The organism is Quyinboa mangrovi (assembly GCF_042219825.1).
Taxonomy (GTDB): Bacteria; Bacteroidota; Bacteroidia; order Bacteroidales; family UBA5342; genus JBHJHP01.
On the sequence record NZ_JBHJHQ010000004.1, the window covers coordinates 591,501 to 611,814 of the forward strand.

The 20,314-nt window shown below is 39.7% G+C and carries 14 protein-coding genes; 1 reads left to right on the plus strand and 13 read right to left on the minus strand.

Going from position 1 to position 20,314, the window contains the following annotated elements:
- Positions 1–141: 141 nt before the first annotated feature.
- A complete protein-coding gene (locus ACE1ET_RS11155; protein WP_375728486.1) occupies positions 142–2,184 on the plus strand; it encodes a thioredoxin domain-containing protein in 2,043 nt (680 codons plus the stop codon).
- A gap of 45 nt (positions 2,185–2,229) precedes the next feature.
- Here ACE1ET_RS11155 and ACE1ET_RS11160 read toward each other — a convergent pair whose 3' ends face one another.
- The 13 genes from ACE1ET_RS11160 to ACE1ET_RS11220 all read right to left on the minus strand — a co-directional run bounded on the left by ACE1ET_RS11160 (position 2,230) and on the right by ACE1ET_RS11220 (position 20,184).
- Positions 2,230–2,997: a peroxiredoxin gene (locus tag ACE1ET_RS11160; protein WP_375728487.1), complete on the minus strand. Its 768-nt coding sequence runs from the start codon at positions 2,995–2,997 to the stop codon at positions 2,230–2,232.
- 338 nt (positions 2,998–3,335) lie between these two features.
- A complete protein-coding gene (locus ACE1ET_RS11165; RefSeq protein ID WP_375728488.1) occupies positions 3,336–4,151 on the minus strand; it encodes a ZIP family metal transporter in 816 nt (271 codons plus the stop codon).
- Positions 4,152–4,263: 112 nt separating this feature from the next.
- The gene (locus ACE1ET_RS11170; protein ID WP_375728489.1) at positions 4,264–5,019 is read right to left on the minus strand and encodes a phosphatase PAP2 family protein; all 756 of its coding nucleotides are present in this window, start codon (positions 5,017–5,019) and stop codon (positions 4,264–4,266) included.
- On the minus strand, positions 5,000–5,461 hold the full coding sequence (locus ACE1ET_RS11175; RefSeq protein ID WP_375728490.1) for a PepSY-like domain-containing protein: 462 nt from the start codon (positions 5,459–5,461) through the stop codon (positions 5,000–5,002). Before ACE1ET_RS11175 ends, ACE1ET_RS11170 begins: the two co-directional genes overlap by 20 nt.
- Before the next feature lie 65 nt (positions 5,462–5,526).
- A complete protein-coding gene (locus ACE1ET_RS11180; RefSeq protein ID WP_375728491.1) occupies positions 5,527–6,708 on the minus strand; it encodes an acyloxyacyl hydrolase in 1,182 nt (393 codons plus the stop codon).
- 16 nt (positions 6,709–6,724) lie between these two features.
- Positions 6,725–9,736 (minus strand): efflux RND transporter permease subunit, encoded by a 3,012-nt coding sequence (locus ACE1ET_RS11185; protein WP_375728492.1) that lies wholly within the window; start codon positions 9,734–9,736, stop codon positions 6,725–6,727.
- 4 nt (positions 9,737–9,740) lie between these two features.
- On the minus strand, positions 9,741–10,634 hold the full coding sequence (locus ACE1ET_RS11190) for an efflux RND transporter periplasmic adaptor subunit (RefSeq protein ID WP_375728493.1): 894 nt from the start codon (positions 10,632–10,634) through the stop codon (positions 9,741–9,743).
- Positions 10,635–10,644: 10 nt separating this feature from the next.
- Positions 10,645–11,928 carry a TolC family protein gene (locus tag ACE1ET_RS11195; RefSeq protein ID WP_375728494.1) on the minus strand — a complete coding sequence of 428 codons (1,284 nt, stop codon included), beginning with the start codon at positions 11,926–11,928 and terminating at the stop codon, positions 10,645–10,647.
- Complete coding sequence (locus tag ACE1ET_RS11200) at positions 11,925–13,202, minus strand: sensor histidine kinase (protein ID WP_375728495.1); 1,278 nt, start codon at positions 13,200–13,202, stop codon at positions 11,925–11,927. The genes ACE1ET_RS11195 and ACE1ET_RS11200 overlap by 4 nt, the downstream gene beginning before the upstream one ends.
- Positions 13,203–13,217: 15 nt before the next feature.
- The gene (locus tag ACE1ET_RS11205; RefSeq protein ID WP_375728496.1) at positions 13,218–13,895 is read right to left on the minus strand and encodes a response regulator transcription factor; all 678 of its coding nucleotides are present in this window, start codon (positions 13,893–13,895) and stop codon (positions 13,218–13,220) included.
- Positions 13,896–13,968: 73 nt separating this feature from the next.
- Positions 13,969–14,499 (minus strand): hypothetical protein, encoded by a 531-nt coding sequence (locus tag ACE1ET_RS11210; RefSeq protein ID WP_375728497.1) that lies wholly within the window; start codon positions 14,497–14,499, stop codon positions 13,969–13,971.
- Between the two features lie 159 nt (positions 14,500–14,658).
- Positions 14,659–15,837: an efflux RND transporter periplasmic adaptor subunit gene (locus ACE1ET_RS11215; RefSeq protein ID WP_375728498.1), complete on the minus strand. Its 1,179-nt coding sequence runs from the start codon at positions 15,835–15,837 to the stop codon at positions 14,659–14,661.
- A 6-nt stretch (positions 15,838–15,843) separates the two neighbouring features.
- Positions 15,844–20,184: a CusA/CzcA family heavy metal efflux RND transporter gene (locus tag ACE1ET_RS11220; RefSeq protein WP_375728499.1), complete on the minus strand. Its 4,341-nt coding sequence runs from the start codon at positions 20,182–20,184 to the stop codon at positions 15,844–15,846.
- Between the last annotated feature and the right edge of the window lie 130 nt (positions 20,185–20,314).

Below are 20,314 nucleotides of genomic sequence, written 5' to 3' on the forward strand. Positions count from 1 at the left end.
CGCTCCAACAACATCCCGGTTTATGTAATTGTTGAAATTTAACAGCTTTAAACCAGAGTGACTATAAAATTCAAAAAAACTTAAAATCATCAACTTACATTTTACCGGATTGTTTCTAAAAAAACATTAAGCTGTATAACTATGCACGTACATCTTCATTCCAACCAACTTATTAGTGAGAGCAGTCCGTATTTACTGCAACATGCGCACAATCCCGTGGACTGGCATCCATGGAGTAATGAAACTTTGGAAAAAGCAGCAAAGGAACAAAAAATGCTGATTATCAGTATCGGTTATTCGGCATGTCACTGGTGTCATGTGATGGAACATGAAAGTTTCGAGAATAAAGAGGTGGCAGCTTTCATGAACAAACATTTTATTCCCATAAAGGTTGACAGGGAAGAGCGACCTGACATTGACCATATCTACATGAGTGCCGTTCAGCTGATTAGTGGACGAGGAGGATGGCCGCTTAATGTGATTGCTCTACCGGATGGCAGACCTGTATACGGTGGAACTTATTTCCCGAGGGTACAATGGCTTGATATGTTACAGCAGCTGGTGGATTTTGCCGATAAGAATCCGGAAAAGATGGAGGAATATGCCGAGAATCTTACAAACGGAATTATTCAGAGTGATATTGTCACACCGGTGCAACATCTGGAATCTTTTTCGCTTGAAAAACTGCATACGATTTTTAAGAACTGGAAAGAACATCTTGACCTTGAAAAAGGGGGAACACGGGGTGCACCTAAATTTCCCATGCCGGTTAGTTATCAGTTTTTGATGCATTACGCATTTTTAACAGGAAATAAAGAAGCAAATGAAGCCGTTATGCTGACCTTGGATAAAATGGCTATGGGAGGAATTTATGATCATTTAGGAGGTGGATTTGCACGTTATTCAACCGATGAGGATTGGAAGGTTCCACATTTTGAAAAGATGTTGTATGATAATGGTCAGCTGGTAAGTTTATACGCTAATGCTTACCAAAATGCACAAAAGGATGAATATAAAAACGTTGTTTTACAAACCCTGAATTTTGTTGAAGAAGAACTTATGTCGCATGAAAGTGGGTTCTATTCAGCGCTTGATGCTGACAGTGGAGGTGTTGAGGGTAAATATTATAGCTGGACAAAGAAGGAGTTAGATCATTTACTTGGCGACATTGCTCCCATTGTATATAAGTATTATGGCATTACCGAAACCGGAAACTGGGAAGACGGATTGAACATATTACATCGTTCCTTTTCGGACAAGGAGGTGGCAGATGAATTTGGTATCTCCGTAAAAGCCTTGCACCGGAAAATTAAGAAAGTGAATGAACTGCTTTTTGATGAACGGGAAAACAGGGAAAAACCGGGGCTGGATGATAAGATTCTTACTTCATGGAACGCCCTAATGTGTAAAGGTTTTATTGATGCTTACCGTGTTTTCGATGATCCGCATTACCTGGAAATTGCCACACGAAATCTTGCATTTTTATTATCGAAGCTGAAGAAACAGGATTACAGGCTTGACAGGAATTACAAAGATGGAATATCATCTATAAATGGTTTCCTTGATGACTATGCATTTTTGATTGATGCACTGATAGCTATGTATACAGCAACCTTCAATGAGTTTTATATTGATGAAGCTCTGGCTTTCACGGAATATGCAATTGAGCACTTTTACGATCAGAGTGGGGGAATATTTTTCTATACATCCGATATGGATCATAAACTTATTGCCCGAAACCATGAAGTAACTGACAATGTTATGCCTTCTTCAAATTCTGCTATGGCAAAAAATTTGTTTATGCTGGGGCACTATTTTGAGAAAAATGAGTTTATTGAAATGGCTCAACGCATGCTTACCAGTGTTAAGAAAGAGATGCAGCGATCAGGTGCCTATTTTGCCAACTGGTGTATTTTGAAAGCATGGTTTGCACAACACCCGTTTGAAGTGGCAATTGCAGGTAAAGAAGCAATTGAGGTGCGTAAGGAAATGGATCACTATTATTTACCACATGTGCTGTTTTGCGGAGGAAATGGCAACAGTACACTTCCGTTGCTTAAAAACAGACAGGTTCAGGGCAAAACCATAATCTATGTGTGTCAGGATAGTAGATGTCTGCAACCGGTTGAACAAGTTGAAAATGCACTGAATCAAATTAAAATACAGACTGCCGATTTGAATTAGCAGTCTGTAAAAGGGTTCAAACAATTTTAATTAAAATCAAGTATTTTATTCTTTTGCAGAAACGAATTTGTCAGGTTTCAGCATAAAGTACCATGAAACTGCGTAAGCAGTAGGATCATTGCTAAGTTCAGGAGAATTCTTCTTCGACATATCAGGTTCCATACTGTTATTTTTGAAAGGGATGATTACATCAGCGCCCGTTGTCCAGTTTGCGGGCGTCAAAACTTTATCATCATCACTTTTTTGTAAGGCTAAAACAGTTCTTTTAATTTCTTCAATATTTCGCCCTGTTTCCATCGGATAAAACATAATTGCCCTGATTGAATTAGTTGGATCGATAATAAATACGCCTCTCACATTTTTTGTGCTGTTAACATTTGGATGTATCATTCCGTATTTTCTGGATATAGAATATTGTGGGTCGGAGCATAATGGAAAATTAAATTTTGTGTTACTGATGCCTTTATACGTTAATTCTTCCATGGACTTAACCCACAATTTGTGCCTTTCTATATTATCTGTGGACACAACAGCAATCTTTACTCCCAATTTGTCAAAATCAGAACTGGCATGAGCCATCTCAAGTAGTTCAGAAGTGCATACAGGAGTAAAATCTGCTGGATGGCTTAGTAATATTTTCCAGCTGCTGCCAAAATCTTTGGGAAAGTTCAAATTTCCCTGAGTTGATTCAGCCTTGAATTCCGGTGCTTTTTCTCCAATTAATGGAAAATACTCAATTCCCTTTTGTTTCTGAGCCAAAAGGCAAAGAGGTAAAAGAAAACATACTGTAATTAATAAAAGATTCTTTTTCATGTGGCATTTGTTTTAATTTGAATTAAATCTAAATAAAAACAAATATCCGATGTTAAAATCAAATTAGTAATTTATGAATATTAGTATTACATTAATTTAATAATGTTGACATAGATGAATAAAGGTAAATGAGGTGTAAAAGGATTAAATATCATTTTATTAAATCAATAATTGGCAGATTGACGAAATAATTAATTATTAATATTAAATTAATTAATGTTAGAAGTAATAATAACGTATTAAAGATATATTAAAACAAGTATCAATTTAACAAATAAAAATATGTATATATGTAATTAAATCGGATTTTAGTGTTCGGAATGATAATTGTCATGTTTTTAACCCAATGCCACATCCAGTAACATCATAGTTGCAAATCCAAGCATGGCGCCAATGGTAGAATAGTCAGTTTCGTCACCGGTTTGAGATTCAGGAATCAGTTCTTCTACAACCACAAAGATCATGGCACCGGCAGCAAATGCAAGGGCATAAGGTAAAATAGGTGTCATGGAGAGTACCAGGTATGCACCAATCACGCCGGCAATGGGTTCAACCATTCCGGAAAGTTGTCCGTAGTTGAATGCCTTTAGCCTTGAAAAACCTTCCCGACGTAAGGGTATAGATACTGCTGCTCCTTCCGGAAAGTTTTGCAAGCCAATACCCATAGCAAGAGCAACCGCTCCAATCAGAAGGGCAGGATCAGGATTGTGAGCCAGTGCCCCGAATGCTACCCCAACTGCCAGTCCCTCAGGTATGTTATGTAAGGTGATCGCTAAAACAAGCAGCACACTTCGTTTCCATGTGGTATGTATCCCTTCAGCTTTATCGCGTGATAATCCCAAATGGAGATGAGGGAGTATTTTATCAACAATCAGCAGAAAAGCTCCACCAGCCAAAAATCCTATAACTGCCGGTGCCCAGGATGATCCGCCATTGGCTTCAGACATTTCTATGGCAGGTTTCAACAAGGACCAGAAGCTGGCCGCAATCATAACTCCTGCAGCAAAACCAAGCATGGAGTTCAGCACTCTTTTATTTATCGATTTAAAAAAGAATACCATCATGGCTCCAAGTGCTGTAAGCGCCCAGGTAAACAGTGTAGCTCCTAATGCCAGTAGAATGGGATTATAGTCAAGTAAACTTTCAATATTCATCTTTTGCTGGTGTATTTAATAATGCTAAATTCAAAATTAACACTTTTTTAGAAATCACCTAAATGTTGAAAGCAATACAGAGTAAAAAATCGGAATAAGGTTTATGGTTCAATTAGAAACTGTATACTGCATAAAGTCCAGGATTGTGATCATCAAACTGAGGAATAATAGTAATTTTTGCATCTTTTTTAAAGGGATTGAAATTTTTTAAGGGTTCAAAATGATATACCAAATGTGTAACCAGTAAACCAATTCCGGCTCCGACCATAACATCCGATAACCAGTGTTTATTATTGATCATTCGGAATGAAGCTGTTGCCGTTGAGAAGGCAAAACCACTGTAAGCCAGAAGTGGTGATGTTTCGTTGAATTCGTGGTATAACACGGTAGCGTTGGTAAATGCAAGAGTTGTATGACCCGAAGGGAAAGAAAATCGTGCTCCGGTTGGACGTGTTTTCAGGGTCAGAAATTTAAGACCATGTGTAATTGATGCCGTTATAACATTGGATATAATAAGATATTTCGTTTGATCAAACCAATGGTTTTTTGCTTTTACTCCGCATAGATCAGCCAGGTAAAGTTCTGCAACAGGGGCATATTGCATGTAATCATCTATCCTGAACTCATAGCTGTTCCCTACGGTGTTTCGGAGGTTAGTCTGCAGATTTTTTTCAAACAAACTACCACTGATGATACTACCTGCTCCAATAAGAGAAGCAGGCAATATTTCGGTTTTAATAAGTGATTTTATTGTAGTGCTGTCCTTAACCTGAGCCGACGATTTGGCATGGAATGAAAGTAAAGCAAATGTAATCAATACAAAAAGTACAGGTTTTAAAGGGCAACGATCAATCGTTATCTTCCTCATCTTCATCAATTTTCTTTTGTTTTATGACTTTGCCGCTTTTGTCAAAAACGATTTCGAGAGCTTCGTTCTTCTTTTCCAGTTTTATTTCGTAAAATACGCCATCGCGTGTTTCTGAAATTTCGGCTTCGTCCATTTTATACCCGCTGAAATCTTTTGTTATTGTGTTCTTTATACTTTCAGGAAGATCTTTTTTGCTGATTTCTGATTCAGTTTCGAGCCATTTTCCTGAAGCATCATAATTGGCAGAATATTCCATTCCGTTTATTCTGAATTCAGCTTCCCATTCCGTTTCTGATTCTTTTCCCCACTCAACATGTTTTGCGTTGGGGAATTTTTTTGTAAATGCTGTTTTAACCTGTTCAGGTACTTTTACTTTTGGCTGACCACAAGCGTTTAGCATTAAGGCTGCCAGTAAGGCAATCGTTAATGTGACTGATTTCATAATTTGTATTTTAGTTTGTAATGCTCAAATGTAAAGCTTGATTCTAAAGGAAATTTGAAGTGTTGTTACTTCCTGTAAAACCGGTATCCTATATTCCATTCTACAAAATCAGACACGTGGAACTTATACGCTCTTAATGTAATACCTGCAAATATTTTGTCCGTCAGATAATATTTAAGTCCAACCTTTTGATGAAACACGGGTGTTAAATTATCAATATGTTTACGATAAAGATAAAAGGATGGCAGCAGAACCAGCGACAAACGATTCGCAACCAGTTCATATGTTGGATAAATACTGATCATGAGTTTATCGGTAAAAGGTCCGTCTACTGCTTCAAGTTCATTATTGTTTACTGCTACCTGAGTCGCAATAGAGCCATCATAGGAAAAAGACATACCAGCGCCAATTTTTGACTTGTAGCTGATTCGACGGTTATAACCCAAAGAAAAGCCTATCTCAGGAAAAAATACACCTTCATACTTTTCCATAATATTGATATCTACATTATCGAATACCACGTTTTTGGCTCCACCGTAAAATGAGATCAGCCATTCACTGTTGGGTGTAAAATCCGGTACTTCCCGGTGAATAAACTCAGGTCTTTCATGGAGATCATATTTCACACTTACTCTGGGCGCAATCGTGTTCAATCCGAAATTTGGTTTTTTCATGCCGCCATTTGAAAAGTGGGTGAGACTGAAACCTGCATTTAAAGCAATCTTATCCGTCAGATAGTATTCCAGGTTCATTCCAGCATCCAGTAAAAATGATTCACCTGCACCGATGGCCACATTGTACTGATTGGTAACCGGATTAAACGATTTCCAGTTAAACGTTGCTCCAAAGCCAATTTCGTAATTAAACGTGAGATTTTCCCAGCGGTGAAAAGGGCCGTTGAAAAAGCCGTATATGGCAATTGGATTACCAATCTCCTCAGGATTATAAAAGTCGGCGGTATAGATTCCGGCTCCCCAATACGGATAATTAAAAATTTGCTGCCACAGTTTTTCTCCGGTTGTCTGGGTGGCTAATTTCAGTGCAAAGGCCTGGTAGGCATTAATCTTCTCAGCTTCAATGTTTGCACCTCTTAAAAAATCATTGGTTGCAAAAACATGTCCGTTCTGGTACATGAACTGAAGAGAAGAATAAGTCATAAAGTTGTGTTTCTTTATTTGTGCCGAATCTTTCTGGGCAGATACAATTCCAACACAAAACAGAAAAAGGATAACGTAAAGAAATTTCATGAGTTACAAATATGAATTAATGTTTAATAATCAGTTTTAACAGGGATGGAAGTACAATCAATAACAAGGGCAAAGCCATAACCAAACCTCCTATAACGGCAATTGCCAGGGGCTGATGCATTTGGGCTCCGGTTCCTAAACCTAAGGCCAGGGGTGTAAGTGCAACAATGGCGCCGCTTGCTGTCATCAGTTTTGGGCGCAATCGGGTGGAAATGGCATAATAAAGTGCGTTGTCGAACGATGCTTTTTTGAGCTCACTGAAGAACTGCTGAATGGTAAAGATGGAGTTCTCACCAATGATCCCAATGATCATGATAAGGCCGGTGTAACTGCCAACATTCAATGGCGTTCCGCTGATAAAAAGAGCTGCAAGACTTCCTGAAATACCCAATATACTGATGAATATGACCGCAAAAGCAATTCTTACATTCCTGAACATAAATAACATTACAGTGAATACGAGCAGTCCGCCCAAAAGCAATATTAACAGTAATTCAGAAAAAGATTTTTGCTGTTCTGCGAATGAACCACCATAAACAATCTGATACGACTGAGGAAGCGCAATACCTTTCAGTTTAGCCTGAATATCACTCATCACACTTCCCAGGTCCCTGTTGTTCAAACGGGCAGTTACAACACCCATGGTTTGCAGGTTTTCCCGTTCAATCTCCGAAACACCGCTTTCAATGCTGAAATCGGCAAACCTTGTAACGGGAAGCAATTGTCCGTCAGGCGTACTGATGTTAAAATGTTTCATGCTCTCAACAGATGTCTGATTATTTCCGGGGAATATCATTCTGATATCGGTAAGTTGTTCTTTTTCGGGTATACTGCCAACTACAATTCCGGCCATATGCATTTCCATTTGTTGCTGAAAATCTGTTGTACTCATACCGAATTGTTTGAGTGCGCTTTCTTTCGGATGAATCCTGATGACCGGACCGGCGACGACGATACCGTCAAAAACATCTGCCGTACCCTGAACTTTTTCTACAGAATCAGCCACCTGTTTTGAAAGCTCTTTCAGTTTAATATGATCGCTACCGAATATTTTAATTTCAATAGGTTGAACACTGCTCATTAAATCGCCCAGCATATCCGTAATTACCTGTCCAAAATCAACCGTAAGCATGGGTAGTGTTGCTTCTATTTGGGTTCGGATCTCATCAGAAACTTCATCCGTTGTTTTCTTCCGGTTCTTTTTCAGCTCAATGAGGTAATCTCCGCGATTGGGTTCAGTAATAAAAAATCCCATTTGCGTTCCGGTTCTTCGTGAATAGGTTTTAACCTCAGGAACCGATTCAATAATGCGATCTACTTCATTGAGGATACGATCTGTCTCCTCCAGAGATGTTCCGGGAGGCGAGTTATAATCCAAAACAATTGATCCTTCGTCCATTTCGGGCAGAAAACCAGTTGAAAGTTTTGGAATAATCTCAATGACAGCAACAATGAGCAAGACTACAAATCCAAGACTTATGTACGGGCGCATAATAAAGAAACGGATCCATTTATGCGTCTTTTCTTTATGAGGTTTAATCTTGTTTTTGTCCAGAGGATGCCTGATAATCAACAGATAAATTACAGGCAGACCGATCCATGTAATCAGAAATGAACACAACAGCGTTATGATCATGGTTTGGGTCAGGACTTTAAAATAGGTTCCCGCTACTCCCGACATGAGTTCAAATGGGATTAAAATAACAATGGTACTGAGTGATGAACCAACCATGGAAGGAAACAAAAATGAGATGGCTTTTCCGACAAGTTTTTTGGATTTTTCCCCCGGATGCTCTTCCCGTGTTCGGTGAATCTGCTCAACTACAATAATGGCATCGTCAATTATCAGCCCGATGGACGCAGCTATGGCACCGATCGTCATCAGGTTCAGATCGAAGCCAATGGCATTTAATACCGTAAACGTTAATCCGAGTGTAAGGGGGATTGTGATCAGGATGACTGTGCTCGCCTTTGCCGATCGTAAAAAGATAATCACAACAACGATGGCCAGCAAAAGTCCGATCCAAAGTACGTCGATAATGCTCCGGATACTGGTTCTTACGAATTCTGATTGATTATAATATGGCTTCAGAACAACACCTTTTGGAAGCAATTTATTAAGATCCTTAACCTGGTTTTGAACCTGGTCGGCAACATCAATCAGGTTACTTTGGGGTTGTTTTAATACTGCTAAAAGCGGGACGTTATGTCCGTCAGCTTTTATTTTTATGTATTCATTTTTTTCAGCAATCTCAACCACTGCAATGTCAGAAACGGTAACTTTTCGTTTGGCGTCGTCAAATATGACCAGCTTTTCAAGCTGATCCTTGTTTTTTATGGTTGCATCAGTTACCGTTAAATAAAGCCGGTCATAATCGTTGGTGTATCCGTTTGACGAAATAAAACCCGTATTTTGGATCGCCGTTTCAATATCCGCCGGACTAATGTTAAGTTGTCTTAGTTTTTGCTGATTCAGTACAATTCTGTACTCTTTATCCTTGCCTCCGATAACCTCAACCGACGAAACACCGCTTATTCTTGATAAATATGGTTTGATCACATAATTGGCCAGCATCTTAAGTTCAATCTGGTTTTTAGTCTCCGATTGCAAAGAATAACCCATAACCGGTAAAATGGACGGATTCATCTTTTCAATGGTGAGATGCAGGTCAGCAGGTAACAGATCCCGGATTTGATTGATCCTCGATTCTACCTGCTGTTTATCCAGATCAATATCCGATCCCCAGTTCATAAATGCGGAGATTTCGCAGCTTCCCATGCTGGTTGTACTTCGGATCAAACTGAGATTTTCTACTTTTTTTACGGCATCTTCAAGGGGTTTGGTAACGGTCACCATCATTTTATCCACCGGTTGTTCTCCGTTTTCGGCGATGATCTTTATTTTGGGAAAAGTAATATTCGGGAACAGGGATGTTTTAAGGTGCGTAAATGAATACACGCCGCCAATCAGTAGAAGAATTAAAATGACAGTAACCGGACTTTTATATTTTACAAATATTTTTTCCATGTTTTTACTTCGTAATATGTACACTGCTACTGTCGGGTAATTCGTAACTTCCTTCTGTTATGATCAGATCAGTGTCGTTGAATTGCGGTTCGGTTATTTCAATAAGACTATCCGTTTCTATACCTTTTTTCACAGGTATTTTAAACGCTGTTGAGCCGGAAACCTTCATCACCCAGAATTCACTTTGTGTTTCATTGGTCATTAAAGCCTGTTTGGGAAGAACTGTCGCGGCTTTATGCTGTACATCAATATAACGGATCGTTACATTTAAGTTTTCAGGTAAGGTTCTGTTAGTCTGTGGTTTTATCATTATTTCCTGAGTTTGATCCTGACCCTCAATCATTGGGATTATCCGGTAAACATTACCTGAGATAATGGATTGATCCGCAAGGATTATCTCGCAATTATCATCTTTTTTTATTTTCCCGGCTTTCTCAAACGGAACATTAACCCTGATTACAGGCTGAGAGTCTTCTGTTACAATACAGAGCATTTCACCTTCAGAAACAAAATCACCTGTATTATTAAACTTTAATTCCGAGATGTAACCATCTGCATTTGAACGGACTTCAATGTGTTTTGCAGGTGATGAATTTCCCAACGCTTTTTGTTCCCGTGTTTCTAGTTTGAACATTAGATCATTTTGATGCACCTTCTTCCCAAAGAATAACTTATTCTCTGTAATGTATCCGGTTACGGGAGCAGTTAGGCGGTTTTTGTTCAGATACACAGTGTTTCCGTAATACTCTGCGTATTGGATGATATCCACTTGCCTGATCCGGGTGACTTTTACATTAACAGTCTTTTGTGAATTATCCGTTTGTTTCGGCGTATTTTTGCAGGCCGGAATCACTGTTATAGTCACTATTAAAAGAATCAGTTTATATAGGTTTTTCATAATCTTGTTTTTAATAGTTCCAGTAATTATATGCATTGATCAAAAATTGTTCTTCAGTTTTTAATCGAAGCATATCCTTTTCTTTTGAAGCCATATCACGGTAAATATTTTTAATGTCCATAATGGATGTTTCTCCCTGAGACAGCTCCTTGCTATAAGCGTCTAAGATCGTTTTGTATTGCGTGATCTGTTCATCTAAAAGTTGTTGTTGCTCTCTGTTTAGCCTGATCCGGTTCAGTATCCCGTTGTTTTGCATCCGGTATTTCGATAAAAACTGTTCCTTTTTGAATTGAAGAGACTCCAGGTGTATTTGGGTTTTATTATGTTCTGTATGACGTTGGTTCCCATCAAAGAGTGTTATGGAAAATGATAATCCTGTACTAAACCCAAGACGGTTTATACCTGGTAAATAAACTGCGTTCATACCGGCACTGCCAAACAAATCTATCTGAGGTTTGTATTTCAGATCATACAGATCCTGCTCAGTTAATAATTTCATGCTATCAAGTCTGTACGATGTAAGAAATGCGGACTGTGCTTCGATATCAGGTTGCAAATGATAAACCGTATCGGTCAGGCTGACCAGCGTTGTATCATTAATACCACAAAGAAGGTTTAGATCGTAGAGGTTTTGCTGATAAGCTGATATCTGATTCGTGTATTCAATGGCGTAATTTTTGAGTTCGATATCAAGCAGCATCAGATCTGTCTGTTTATATACCCCATTGTCCACCAGCTTTTGTAAGGTATTTTTCTGGTCCTTAAGATCACGAATTAGTGCTAATTGAATCCTCTTTTCTTTTTGACTGCGAATGCATAACAGATACTGGTATCCAACTATTTGTTGAACCTCATGCACCGACAATGCAATTTTATTTTCATTGATTTGATGAGAGACGGTGTTGTCATTTTGATAGGCATCAAGTTTTGATTTGTTGAACAAAGGTTGTTTTACGGTTACAACAGCCTGGTATTGCCCTCCATCTGTTCCTGCCAGGTCATACCCCGAGTAATTATTAGCTCCTGACGAAACCCACTGAAATTTATCAGATACTCCATTGTGATTAATTATGGGAGCAAACAATACGTTAATGTCTGCAGTGACTTTCGGTTTGCTTAATACGGCTTGTATCTGATCCATATTCAGGTCAAGCAGTTTATTCATGTTTCTGGTTTCGTGAATAAGAGGGCTGTTCTCCTTTGCCTTTTCCAGATAATATGACAAATTCCGTGTTTGTGAATTAGTATAAGTTGCGGAAAGCAATAGTATGAATATCAGATAAATGTATTTCATGATTTGACGGTGTTTGACTTTTCAATTAAGAAACAGTGCATATCATTTTTTACATATTTTATTGTAAGTTGATGCGTATCGCAAATCTTTTTCACAATGGATAAGCCTAAACCATACGACTTTGAATTCCCCTTGGAAAACCGGTTGAAGATAGTGTTGTTTTTAAGCGTATTAGGTTCACCCGTATTACATATTTTTAGCTGTTGATCGCTGATGCTGATCACGATTTTTCCATTTTTGTAGTTGTGATTTACGGCATTTGAAAAGAGATTGTTGAATAAAATATCTGCAAGATGATCATTGATTTCATGCATGAATTTTCCTGTTTCATGAAGTGTAATTTCAATGGACCTGGTATCAAATAAAACTGAAAATTCTTCTGTCTTTTGTTTTATCAGCACATTGAAATCAACCGTTGATTTTGTTGTAAATTGTTGATTTTCAATCTTGGCAAGTAATAAAAGACTCTGGTTCAGCCTGGAAAGTTTTTTAATGGCATTCATTGCACTGGCAATTTTTTGGAACGATTCTGAATCCATATCCTGTTGCAGAATCTCTTCAAGATTCAGACTGATTGTTGCCAAAGGAGTCTGTAATTCGTGAGATGCATTTTCTGTAAACTCTTTCAATGTATCATAATCAGATCTTAATTTTCCTGTTAGATTCTCAACGACATTATTCAACCGGTCAAATTCTTCGATGTGCGTTTTTTTAAGTGTTAGCTGATATTTATCTGAGAAGTTATATTGTTCTATGGCAGACAGATTATCTTCGAACTGAACCCATATAGTTTTATTGACTTTTTTACTGATAAAATATGAGATTAAAAACGCAGTTAAAAGCAGAATAAATAAAGTAATCGTTAAAATGATAATGAGATCTTCAAATTCAAAAGTTGCCTGGCGAAGCTTGATTGCATAGAATTTCCCGTTTATTTCAAGCCGTGTGGAATATTCCAGAAACGGTTCCATTTCATCTTCCTGTTCGTTGTAAATATAAATTACGTTGAATTCTGATTGTGTGGTTTCTATATGAGATATCTGTTTAGTTTCTATACCCGGTTCCAGGTTAGGGAGTGAACCTGTTTCGTTGATCAGTTTTTCAATAGCATCTGCTTTATTAAGCAGATTTTCTTTAGCTCCGCGTATAATGGTGATGCGTAGTATAAAATAGCCTGTTAAAGAAATCAGGATCAGAACCATCGTAAGTATAATGAAAAAGTTCCTGTTTACTTTTGTCAGGAATTTTATATTTCGGGATGTACTGGTATTCATTTTTATGAAATGTTTTTACTTTTCTGAAAATTTATACCCCATGCCGTATACCGTTTGGATATAGTCTGTACCTCCGGCGTTTTTAATTTTTCTGCGGATATTGTTGAGGTGTGTATAAATAAAATCGAAGCTGTCAGCCAGATCAATTTTATCTCCCCAAAGATGCTCTGCGATGGATTCCTTGGTCAACACCCGGTTCTTATTCACCATAAAATACAGCAGCAACTCAAACTCTTTTTTTGTAAAAACCACGGTATTATTACCCACGGTTATTGTTTTGCCGGTGGTGTTAATGGATATTTCATTAAAGGAAATGGTATCTGATCCATCAAAATGTTTTCGTCTTAAAACGGCTTTAATACGCGAGTTAAGTTCAGAAAACTGAAAGGGTTTGGTCAGATAGTCATCTGCACCCAAATCCAGCCCCGTGACTTTATCATCCAGAGAATCTTTGGCTGAAACGATAATAATACCCGATTTTATTTGCTTTTGTTTGATGATCCGAAGAAGGTCCAACCCATTGCCATCGGGTAGGGAGATGTCTAAAAGGATCAGATCGTATTCATAAATAAAAAGCTTTTCTTCTGCCTTTGAATAACTCTCTGCCAGTTCACATATGTATTCTTCTTTTACCAGGAAATTATTGATGGCAAGTAACAGATCAATCTCATCTTCAATCACTAAGATTTTCATACTTCAAAATAACAAAGAAAATCTAAAGAGATTCTAAAGATTTGCTTCAGGTTTTCTTAAGGATGGTTAAAAACTATCTTCTGTTATTTCTGTATTTATCCCAGGTTTGCTGAATGCGATCCTCAACTTCAATATTTAGTTTTTCTTTCAAAATTTTTAATTCTTTTTGAGCTTCGGGTATATTTGAACTATTGGATAAAAGAATACTTTTTTTGTTTTTTGTGTCAATAAGGTAAACCTGATAAAGATGATAATTTACGTCTCTGTCCATTCCAATAGCATTTGGTGCTACAAATCTGAATTTATTTACATGGTGTTTAAAAGTTAAAACCAATTTATCATATCCAGACAAGGACTCCCATTTGCCAAACCCAAAAGGATAAACTGATAATTCTGACCGGATTTTCTGATTTTTGTAATCGATTTGGATAAACTTCAAAGCTAGAATTAAATTTATACTGATGTAAAATAGGAGAATTGTAAAAACTCCGGGGAAATTGGTTTGCCAAAGTTTTATAGAAGCATATAATAATAATATACCTGGTAATGAAACACCCCAATAAAATGTAGGCGCAAGGAAGATTCTTTCTTTGGTCTTTTTCATGTTAGGTATTACTGTTAAAAATAATAAGAAAAACAATTGTAAATTAACAATTTCGTTTTGGTAAATTTGATTTAAAAATAATACTTTAAGTTTATAGAAGCAATATTTATCAAGAGGTTGCCCAAAATGCAGTTGCATCCTGGACAACCCTGGTTTCAATTAATGTGCATGTTCCGTTTCTTCCTTATTCATATCAGCCAGTAAATAATAGGCTGCATTCAGAACTACCTCTGCATTTTCAGGAACAGAATCAATAAACTTTATGCCGGTGAAGTCCCCGTCCTGACGTCCCGCAATCACTTCAATCATCTTAAATTCCGTCCATTCCTCTTCGTGTGCATGGCCATCCTCATCTGCTTTTATAAAAATAAAGGATTTGGTCCCTTCACTTACAATGGCATCGTTGGGGAGAGCTGGCGTACTTTGAGCATCGGTATGAATATGTCCGGAAATATACAGCCCCGGAATCAGGCTTTCATCAGGTTCATCCAGTGTGGCATGTATGTGTACGGCTCTGGTTTCCGGTTCAAACACTTTCCCTACTGCAAAAATAGTAGCCAGGTACTCTTTTCCGGTTTGATTGGCCACATCGAAATGAATCTTCTGTCCTGGTTTAACACGAGGCACATCTTTTTCATACACCAGGAAATCTGCATGAATGTCGGCATTGTCGGTGATTTCAAACATAATATCCCTGGCATCAACGTATGATCCGGATTTGATATTGACCTCGTTTACAAAACCATTTATGGGGGACAGGATTTGAATGGACCCCGATATTTTTCCGTGCAGCACATCGTCAGGATCAATGTTCAACAGATCGAGCCGCGATTTGAGTCCTTCGTATTTTGCTTTGGTTATGTTGTAATTGGAGGTGGCTTGTTGCAATGCCTTTCCAGACCCCACATTGTTATCATACAGTTCCTGCTGGCGTTCAAGCTCCTTTTTCTGAAACTCAAGGTTACTGGCAGCTTCTGCAAAATTTTCCTGTATGGTGATGTAATCCGGATGGATCAACCGGGCCAGTAATTGTCCTTTTTTTACCTTATCGCCATGAAAGACAGCGATTTCTTTTACGTTGCCGCCAAACAGTGCCGTGACTTCAGCGCTGCCGGATGGTGGTACCATTAGCTGACCATTGGTTTTTACCACAGTGGTCAGATTGCGCATTTGAATATGTCCCAGCTTCAGGCCGAGGGCGTTTTGCTGTTGCGTTGTTAACACAACCACACCTTCAGCTTCGTGATGATGTTCTTCTTCGTGGTTTTCTTTTTGAACCGGACCGCAGGCAACGCTTAAAAATGCAAGTCCAGTGAGAAAAATATATATCTGTTTCATCTTGTTTTATTTTCCGGTTAAATAGTTTAATTCTGTTTGTAATCGCAATGCTTCAGCTTGTTTTTGAATGTAAGTCCGTCTGGTTTTATAAGCCGCTTCCACGTTTTGAATAAACTGGATATAATCAATGCTTCCAAGTCTGTAACCCAGTTTTGCGGCAGAGATCTGTTCGGTTGCCAATGGAAGTGCTTCGTTTTGGTAGTAGGAAAGAACCTCGGAAAGGCTGTTATACCTGCTAAGTTTTTCATTATAGGCAGCCTGAAGCTTTAAGCGGTTCATCTTGTAATCCTGACCGGCCATCTTGTAATCCAGTTCTGCAGCTTTGTTTTTACCTAGTTGCGAAAAGACCATCAATGGAACAGAAATGCCGGCCTCCCAGCCGTAAAATCCATTTTCCCCGTCAATGCTTTGAAGCTTATAACCCAGATCAAGTTTGGGGAGCAATGCTGACTTTTCTGCTTTCCATTCAGCTTTACTGACCTCTGTTTTTGCACTCAGGGCATTCAGTATCGGACTACTTTGAATAGAATCTTCAGAAAATACCTCTGGTTTCTTAAATGGTGTTTCAGCGATTACCACAAATGGTTCTTCCAGCAAAAGGTATTGATTCAGCGATTGCAAGGCAGCTTTGTAATCACTTTCTGCAGTTTTTATATTAAGCTGTAGTTCACTGTACTTTGAAGAAGCCGCAAGGTATTCAATCTTAGAGGTTTGTTCGGTTTTATAGCGCAGTTCCGCTGCTTTAAGAAAACCTTCAAAAACAGTATCCAGTTCCTGATAAAGCAACCATTCTTTTTTTGCATTCAGTGCGGCATACCAGGCTAAACTGACCTGCTGTTTCAGTGCCTGCACCGTAATTTCTTTTTGTGTTTCGGCAAGTTGAATGCGTTCATTCGCCAGTTTTGTTTTTGCCGGTACAGCAAAAAGATCGATGTCGTTTTGTCCTACACCAATCCGGTTTTGAATTCCCGGTATTCCGCTTTTGGTCTCTTCCCGTCCGGTGTAAACCGAGGTTGATCCTAAATCGTAGGCGGTGGATTTCAGCGCTTTTTGCTTTTGAATTTCCATGTCAGCTGTTTTCACCGAAGGATATACCGCATAGGCTCTTTCAATAGCATCCTGAAGAGAAAGCGTTTGAGTCTGAGCTGATACCGGGTTGGCTAACAGGATCAGTCCGGTAACTAAAACGACAGGTATTGCTTTTGTGTTCAACCCGTTAAATGGCCCCTCCAGCCTGTGCTTACCGGTTTCCACCATTTTATAAAGAACCGGTAACACAATCAGGGTCAAAAGGGTAGAGGTAAGCATTCCGCCAATGACCACTGTGGCCAGCGGACGTTGAACCTCGGCTCCGGCAGATGTTGAAACAGCCATAGGGAGAAACCCAAGGATGTCTGTAGATGCAGTTAGCAGAATAGGCCTGATGCGTCTTACCGTACCTTTTTTAATGATGTCGCTCAATCCAAATTTACCTTTTGCCTTGAGTTCGTTGAAGCTGCTGATTAAAACCAGTCCGTTTAATACGGCAATGCCGAAAAGAACGATAAAACCTACACCGGCAGAAATGCTTAGCGGCATGCCACGAAACCAGAGTGTGAAGATTCCGCCAATGGCAGCAAATGGAATGGCAGCATAAATCATAAGCGTTTGTTTAAACGATTTTACAGCAAAAAAGACCAGCAAAAAGATCAGCGCCAGCACCAGCGGTACCACTAGCGTTAAGCGTTTAGTTGCCCGTTCCAGGTTTTCGAAGGCGCCGCCGTAACGAATGTAATATCCGGGAGGCAGATCCAGTTGTTCATCCAGCGTGCTGCGGATTTCGTTCACCAGCGACTTTACATCGCGGCCTTCCACGTTAATGCCGACATACGTTCGACGGTTTGTATTGTCCCGGCTGATTTGCATCGGACCCGGCTGGTAGCTGATCTCAGCCACTTCTTTAAGCGGGATCTGGTTGCCATCCGGCAGGTTGACGTATAAATTCCTTATGTGATCAATGCTTTTCCGGTGTGCTTCATCCAGGCGTACTACCAGGTCGAACATGCGTTCACCCTCGTATATAATGCCGGCCACACCGCCACTGAAAGCCGTTTGTACCGCCGTATTCAGTTCATCGATGTTAAGTCCGTACTGACCAAGTTTATTCCGGTCATAATGAACCGTAATCTGCGGTAAACCGCGGGTAGCCTCTGCTTTTATGCCGGCAATGCCTTCAATGCCCGATACCAGACCCGCTATCTCCTGGGCCTTATCGGCCAGTACATCCAGATCATCACCGTACAACTTGATGGCTACATCTTCCCGTACACCTGTCAGTAGTTCGTTAAAGCGCATCTCAATGGGCTGGGTGAACTCATAATTAATGCCCGGAAATACTGCAACGGCTTCTTTAATTTTGTCCATGAGTTCCTGTTTTGAGGATGCTTTGCTCCAGTTTTCCTGTGGTTTCAGAATCACAAAAATGTCGGCAATGTCCATCGGCATGGGATCTGTGGGAACATCGGCCACGCCAATCCGGCTTTGAATGGAAGCTACCTCATCCGGAAATTCCTTAAGCACCAGTTTTTCAATACGCGTGGATGCATCTTTTACCTCTGTGAGTGATGTACCCGGTTTTAAAAAGGCATGAAAGGCAAAATCGCCTTCATCCAGTTGAGGAATAAACTCCGCGCCCATGCGGCTGAAAACAAATCCACCGGCAATTAGGAGGACGACTGCTGAAACTGTGATGAGTTTTGTTTTACGAATGGACCACGATATTATGGGCTTGTAAGCTTCTTCCAGTCGCTTAACAACCTTTTCTCCCCACGTTTTTTTATTGTTTTTAGGCGGCTGTAAAAACAGGGAAGCCATCATGGGAATATAAGTCAGGCAAAGAATGACTACTCCCAAAACCGCAAAGCCAAAGGTCATGGCCATAGGCTTGAACATTTTTCCTTCCACGCCCTGAAGTGCCATAACCGGAATAAAAACGATCAGGATGATCAGCTGGCCGAAAAATGCTGAATTCATCATTTTTTTCGCCGAGCTTTCAGCAATTTTATTCCGTTTGGAAGCCGTAAGTGTTGTTCCGATGAACTTCTTTTTATGGAGGTAGTAGATCATGCTTTCCACAATAATGACAGCACCATCCACCAGAATCCCGAAGTCAATGGCTCCAAGACTCATCAGGTTTGCCCATACCCCAAACAGATACATCATGATAAATGCAAAGAGCAGGGACAGCGGAATAGTAGAGGCTACAATAAGTCCACCTCTGAGGTTGCCAAGGAAGATGACCAGAACAAAGATCACAATCAGTGCACCAATGGTGAGGTTTTCGGCAACGGTTGAAGTGGTGTGTTTGATTAAGCGGCTTCTGTCCAGGAACGGTTGTATGGTGACACCTTCAGGTAGTGACTTTTGAATCAATTCAATCCGTTCTTTCACATCACGAATGACATTGTTGGAATTTTCACCTTTCAGCATCATCACTATGCCGCCAACGGATTCTCCCTTCCCGTTTTGAGTGAATGCCCCGAACCGGACAAAACTGCCGTATTTTACTTCGGCTACATCTCTTATAAAAACAGGATGTCCGTTAATGGATTTAACCAGCGTATTTCTAATGTCATCCGGCGAACGCATCAGGCCTTCGCCACGAATAAAGTTGGCTTTGTGATTTTTTTCGATATAGGCGCCACCGGTGTTTTGGTTGTTGGATTCCAGTGCGTTAAAAATATCAGTGATGGTCAACCCCATGCTGCGTAACTGATCCGGATTCACAGCCACCTCGTATTGTCTGCCACGCCCTCCAAATGAGTTAACTTCAACCACACCTGGCACCATGGCCATCTGCCGTTTTACAATCCATTCCTGCATGGTGCGCAGATCCATGTCATTATAGGCTGTGTCAAAACCCGGTTCAACCTGAAGCGTATACTGGTAGATTTCGCCGAGCCCTGTGCTGATGGGGGCAATAAATGGCTGACTAAAGCCTTTTGGTATTTTTTCTTTTACATCATTCAGCGCTTCACTTACCAGCTGGCGCGGCAGGTAAGTTCCCATGTTATCTTTAAATACAATGGTAACGACCGATAATCCAAACCGGGAAACTGAACGGATCTCGGTTACACCGGGCAGATTGGCAACAGCCAGTTCCACCTGGTAAGTAATAAATTGTTCTATGTCTTCGGTTCCCAGATTTGGCGCTGTAGTGATGACCTGAACCTGGTTGTTGGTAATATCAGGTACGGCATCCAGGGGAATACGGGGCACCGAATAAATGCCACCCAGGATCAGGCCAACGGTCATTAGTCCGATCAGGGCTTTGTTTTTAATGGAAAATGATATTATACGATTGATCATACATCTGATTTGTAAGATTAATAATATGGCAGAATTGATCCGTTTGAATACGACGGAAGAGTCCTGTAACACCTTTGATAAAGGCGATTTAGATTACCTGTTAGTAAATACAATCTTTAGTTTTCTGCTT

Bases quoted from the DNA above. Each gene is read 5' to 3' on its own strand.
- ACE1ET_RS11165 (WP_375728488.1), bottom strand. From the start codon at position 4,151: ATGAATATTGAAAGTTTACTTGACTATAATCCCATTCTACTGGCATTA.
- ACE1ET_RS11155 (WP_375728486.1), top strand. From the start codon at position 142: ATGCACGTACATCTTCATTCCAACCAACTTATTAGTGAGAGCAGTCCG.
- ACE1ET_RS11160 (WP_375728487.1), bottom strand. From the start codon at position 2,997: ATGAAAAAGAATCTTTTATTAATTACAGTATGTTTTCTTTTACCTCTT.
- ACE1ET_RS11180 (WP_375728491.1), bottom strand. From the start codon at position 6,708: ATGAAATTTCTTTACGTTATCCTTTTTCTGTTTTGTGTTGGAATTGTA.
- ACE1ET_RS11200 (WP_375728495.1), bottom strand. From the start codon at position 13,202: ATGAATACCAGTACATCCCGAAATATAAAATTCCTGACAAAAGTAAAC.
- ACE1ET_RS11195 (WP_375728494.1), bottom strand. From the start codon at position 11,928: ATGAAATACATTTATCTGATATTCATACTATTGCTTTCCGCAACTTAT.
- ACE1ET_RS11220 (WP_375728499.1), bottom strand. From the start codon at position 20,184: ATGATCAATCGTATAATATCATTTTCCATTAAAAACAAAGCCCTGATC.
- ACE1ET_RS11210 (WP_375728497.1), bottom strand. From the start codon at position 14,499: ATGAAAAAGACCAAAGAAAGAATCTTCCTTGCGCCTACATTTTATTGG.
- ACE1ET_RS11175 (WP_375728490.1), bottom strand. From the start codon at position 5,461: ATGAAATCAGTCACATTAACGATTGCCTTACTGGCAGCCTTAATGCTA.
- ACE1ET_RS11185 (WP_375728492.1), bottom strand. From the start codon at position 9,736: ATGGAAAAAATATTTGTAAAATATAAAAGTCCGGTTACTGTCATTTTA.
- ACE1ET_RS11215 (WP_375728498.1), bottom strand. From the start codon at position 15,837: ATGAAACAGATATATATTTTTCTCACTGGACTTGCATTTTTAAGCGTT.
- ACE1ET_RS11170 (WP_375728489.1), bottom strand. From the start codon at position 5,019: ATGAGGAAGATAACGATTGATCGTTGCCCTTTAAAACCTGTACTTTTT.
- ACE1ET_RS11205 (WP_375728496.1), bottom strand. From the start codon at position 13,895: ATGAAAATCTTAGTGATTGAAGATGAGATTGATCTGTTACTTGCCATC.
- ACE1ET_RS11190 (WP_375728493.1), bottom strand. From the start codon at position 10,634: ATGAAAAACCTATATAAACTGATTCTTTTAATAGTGACTATAACAGTG.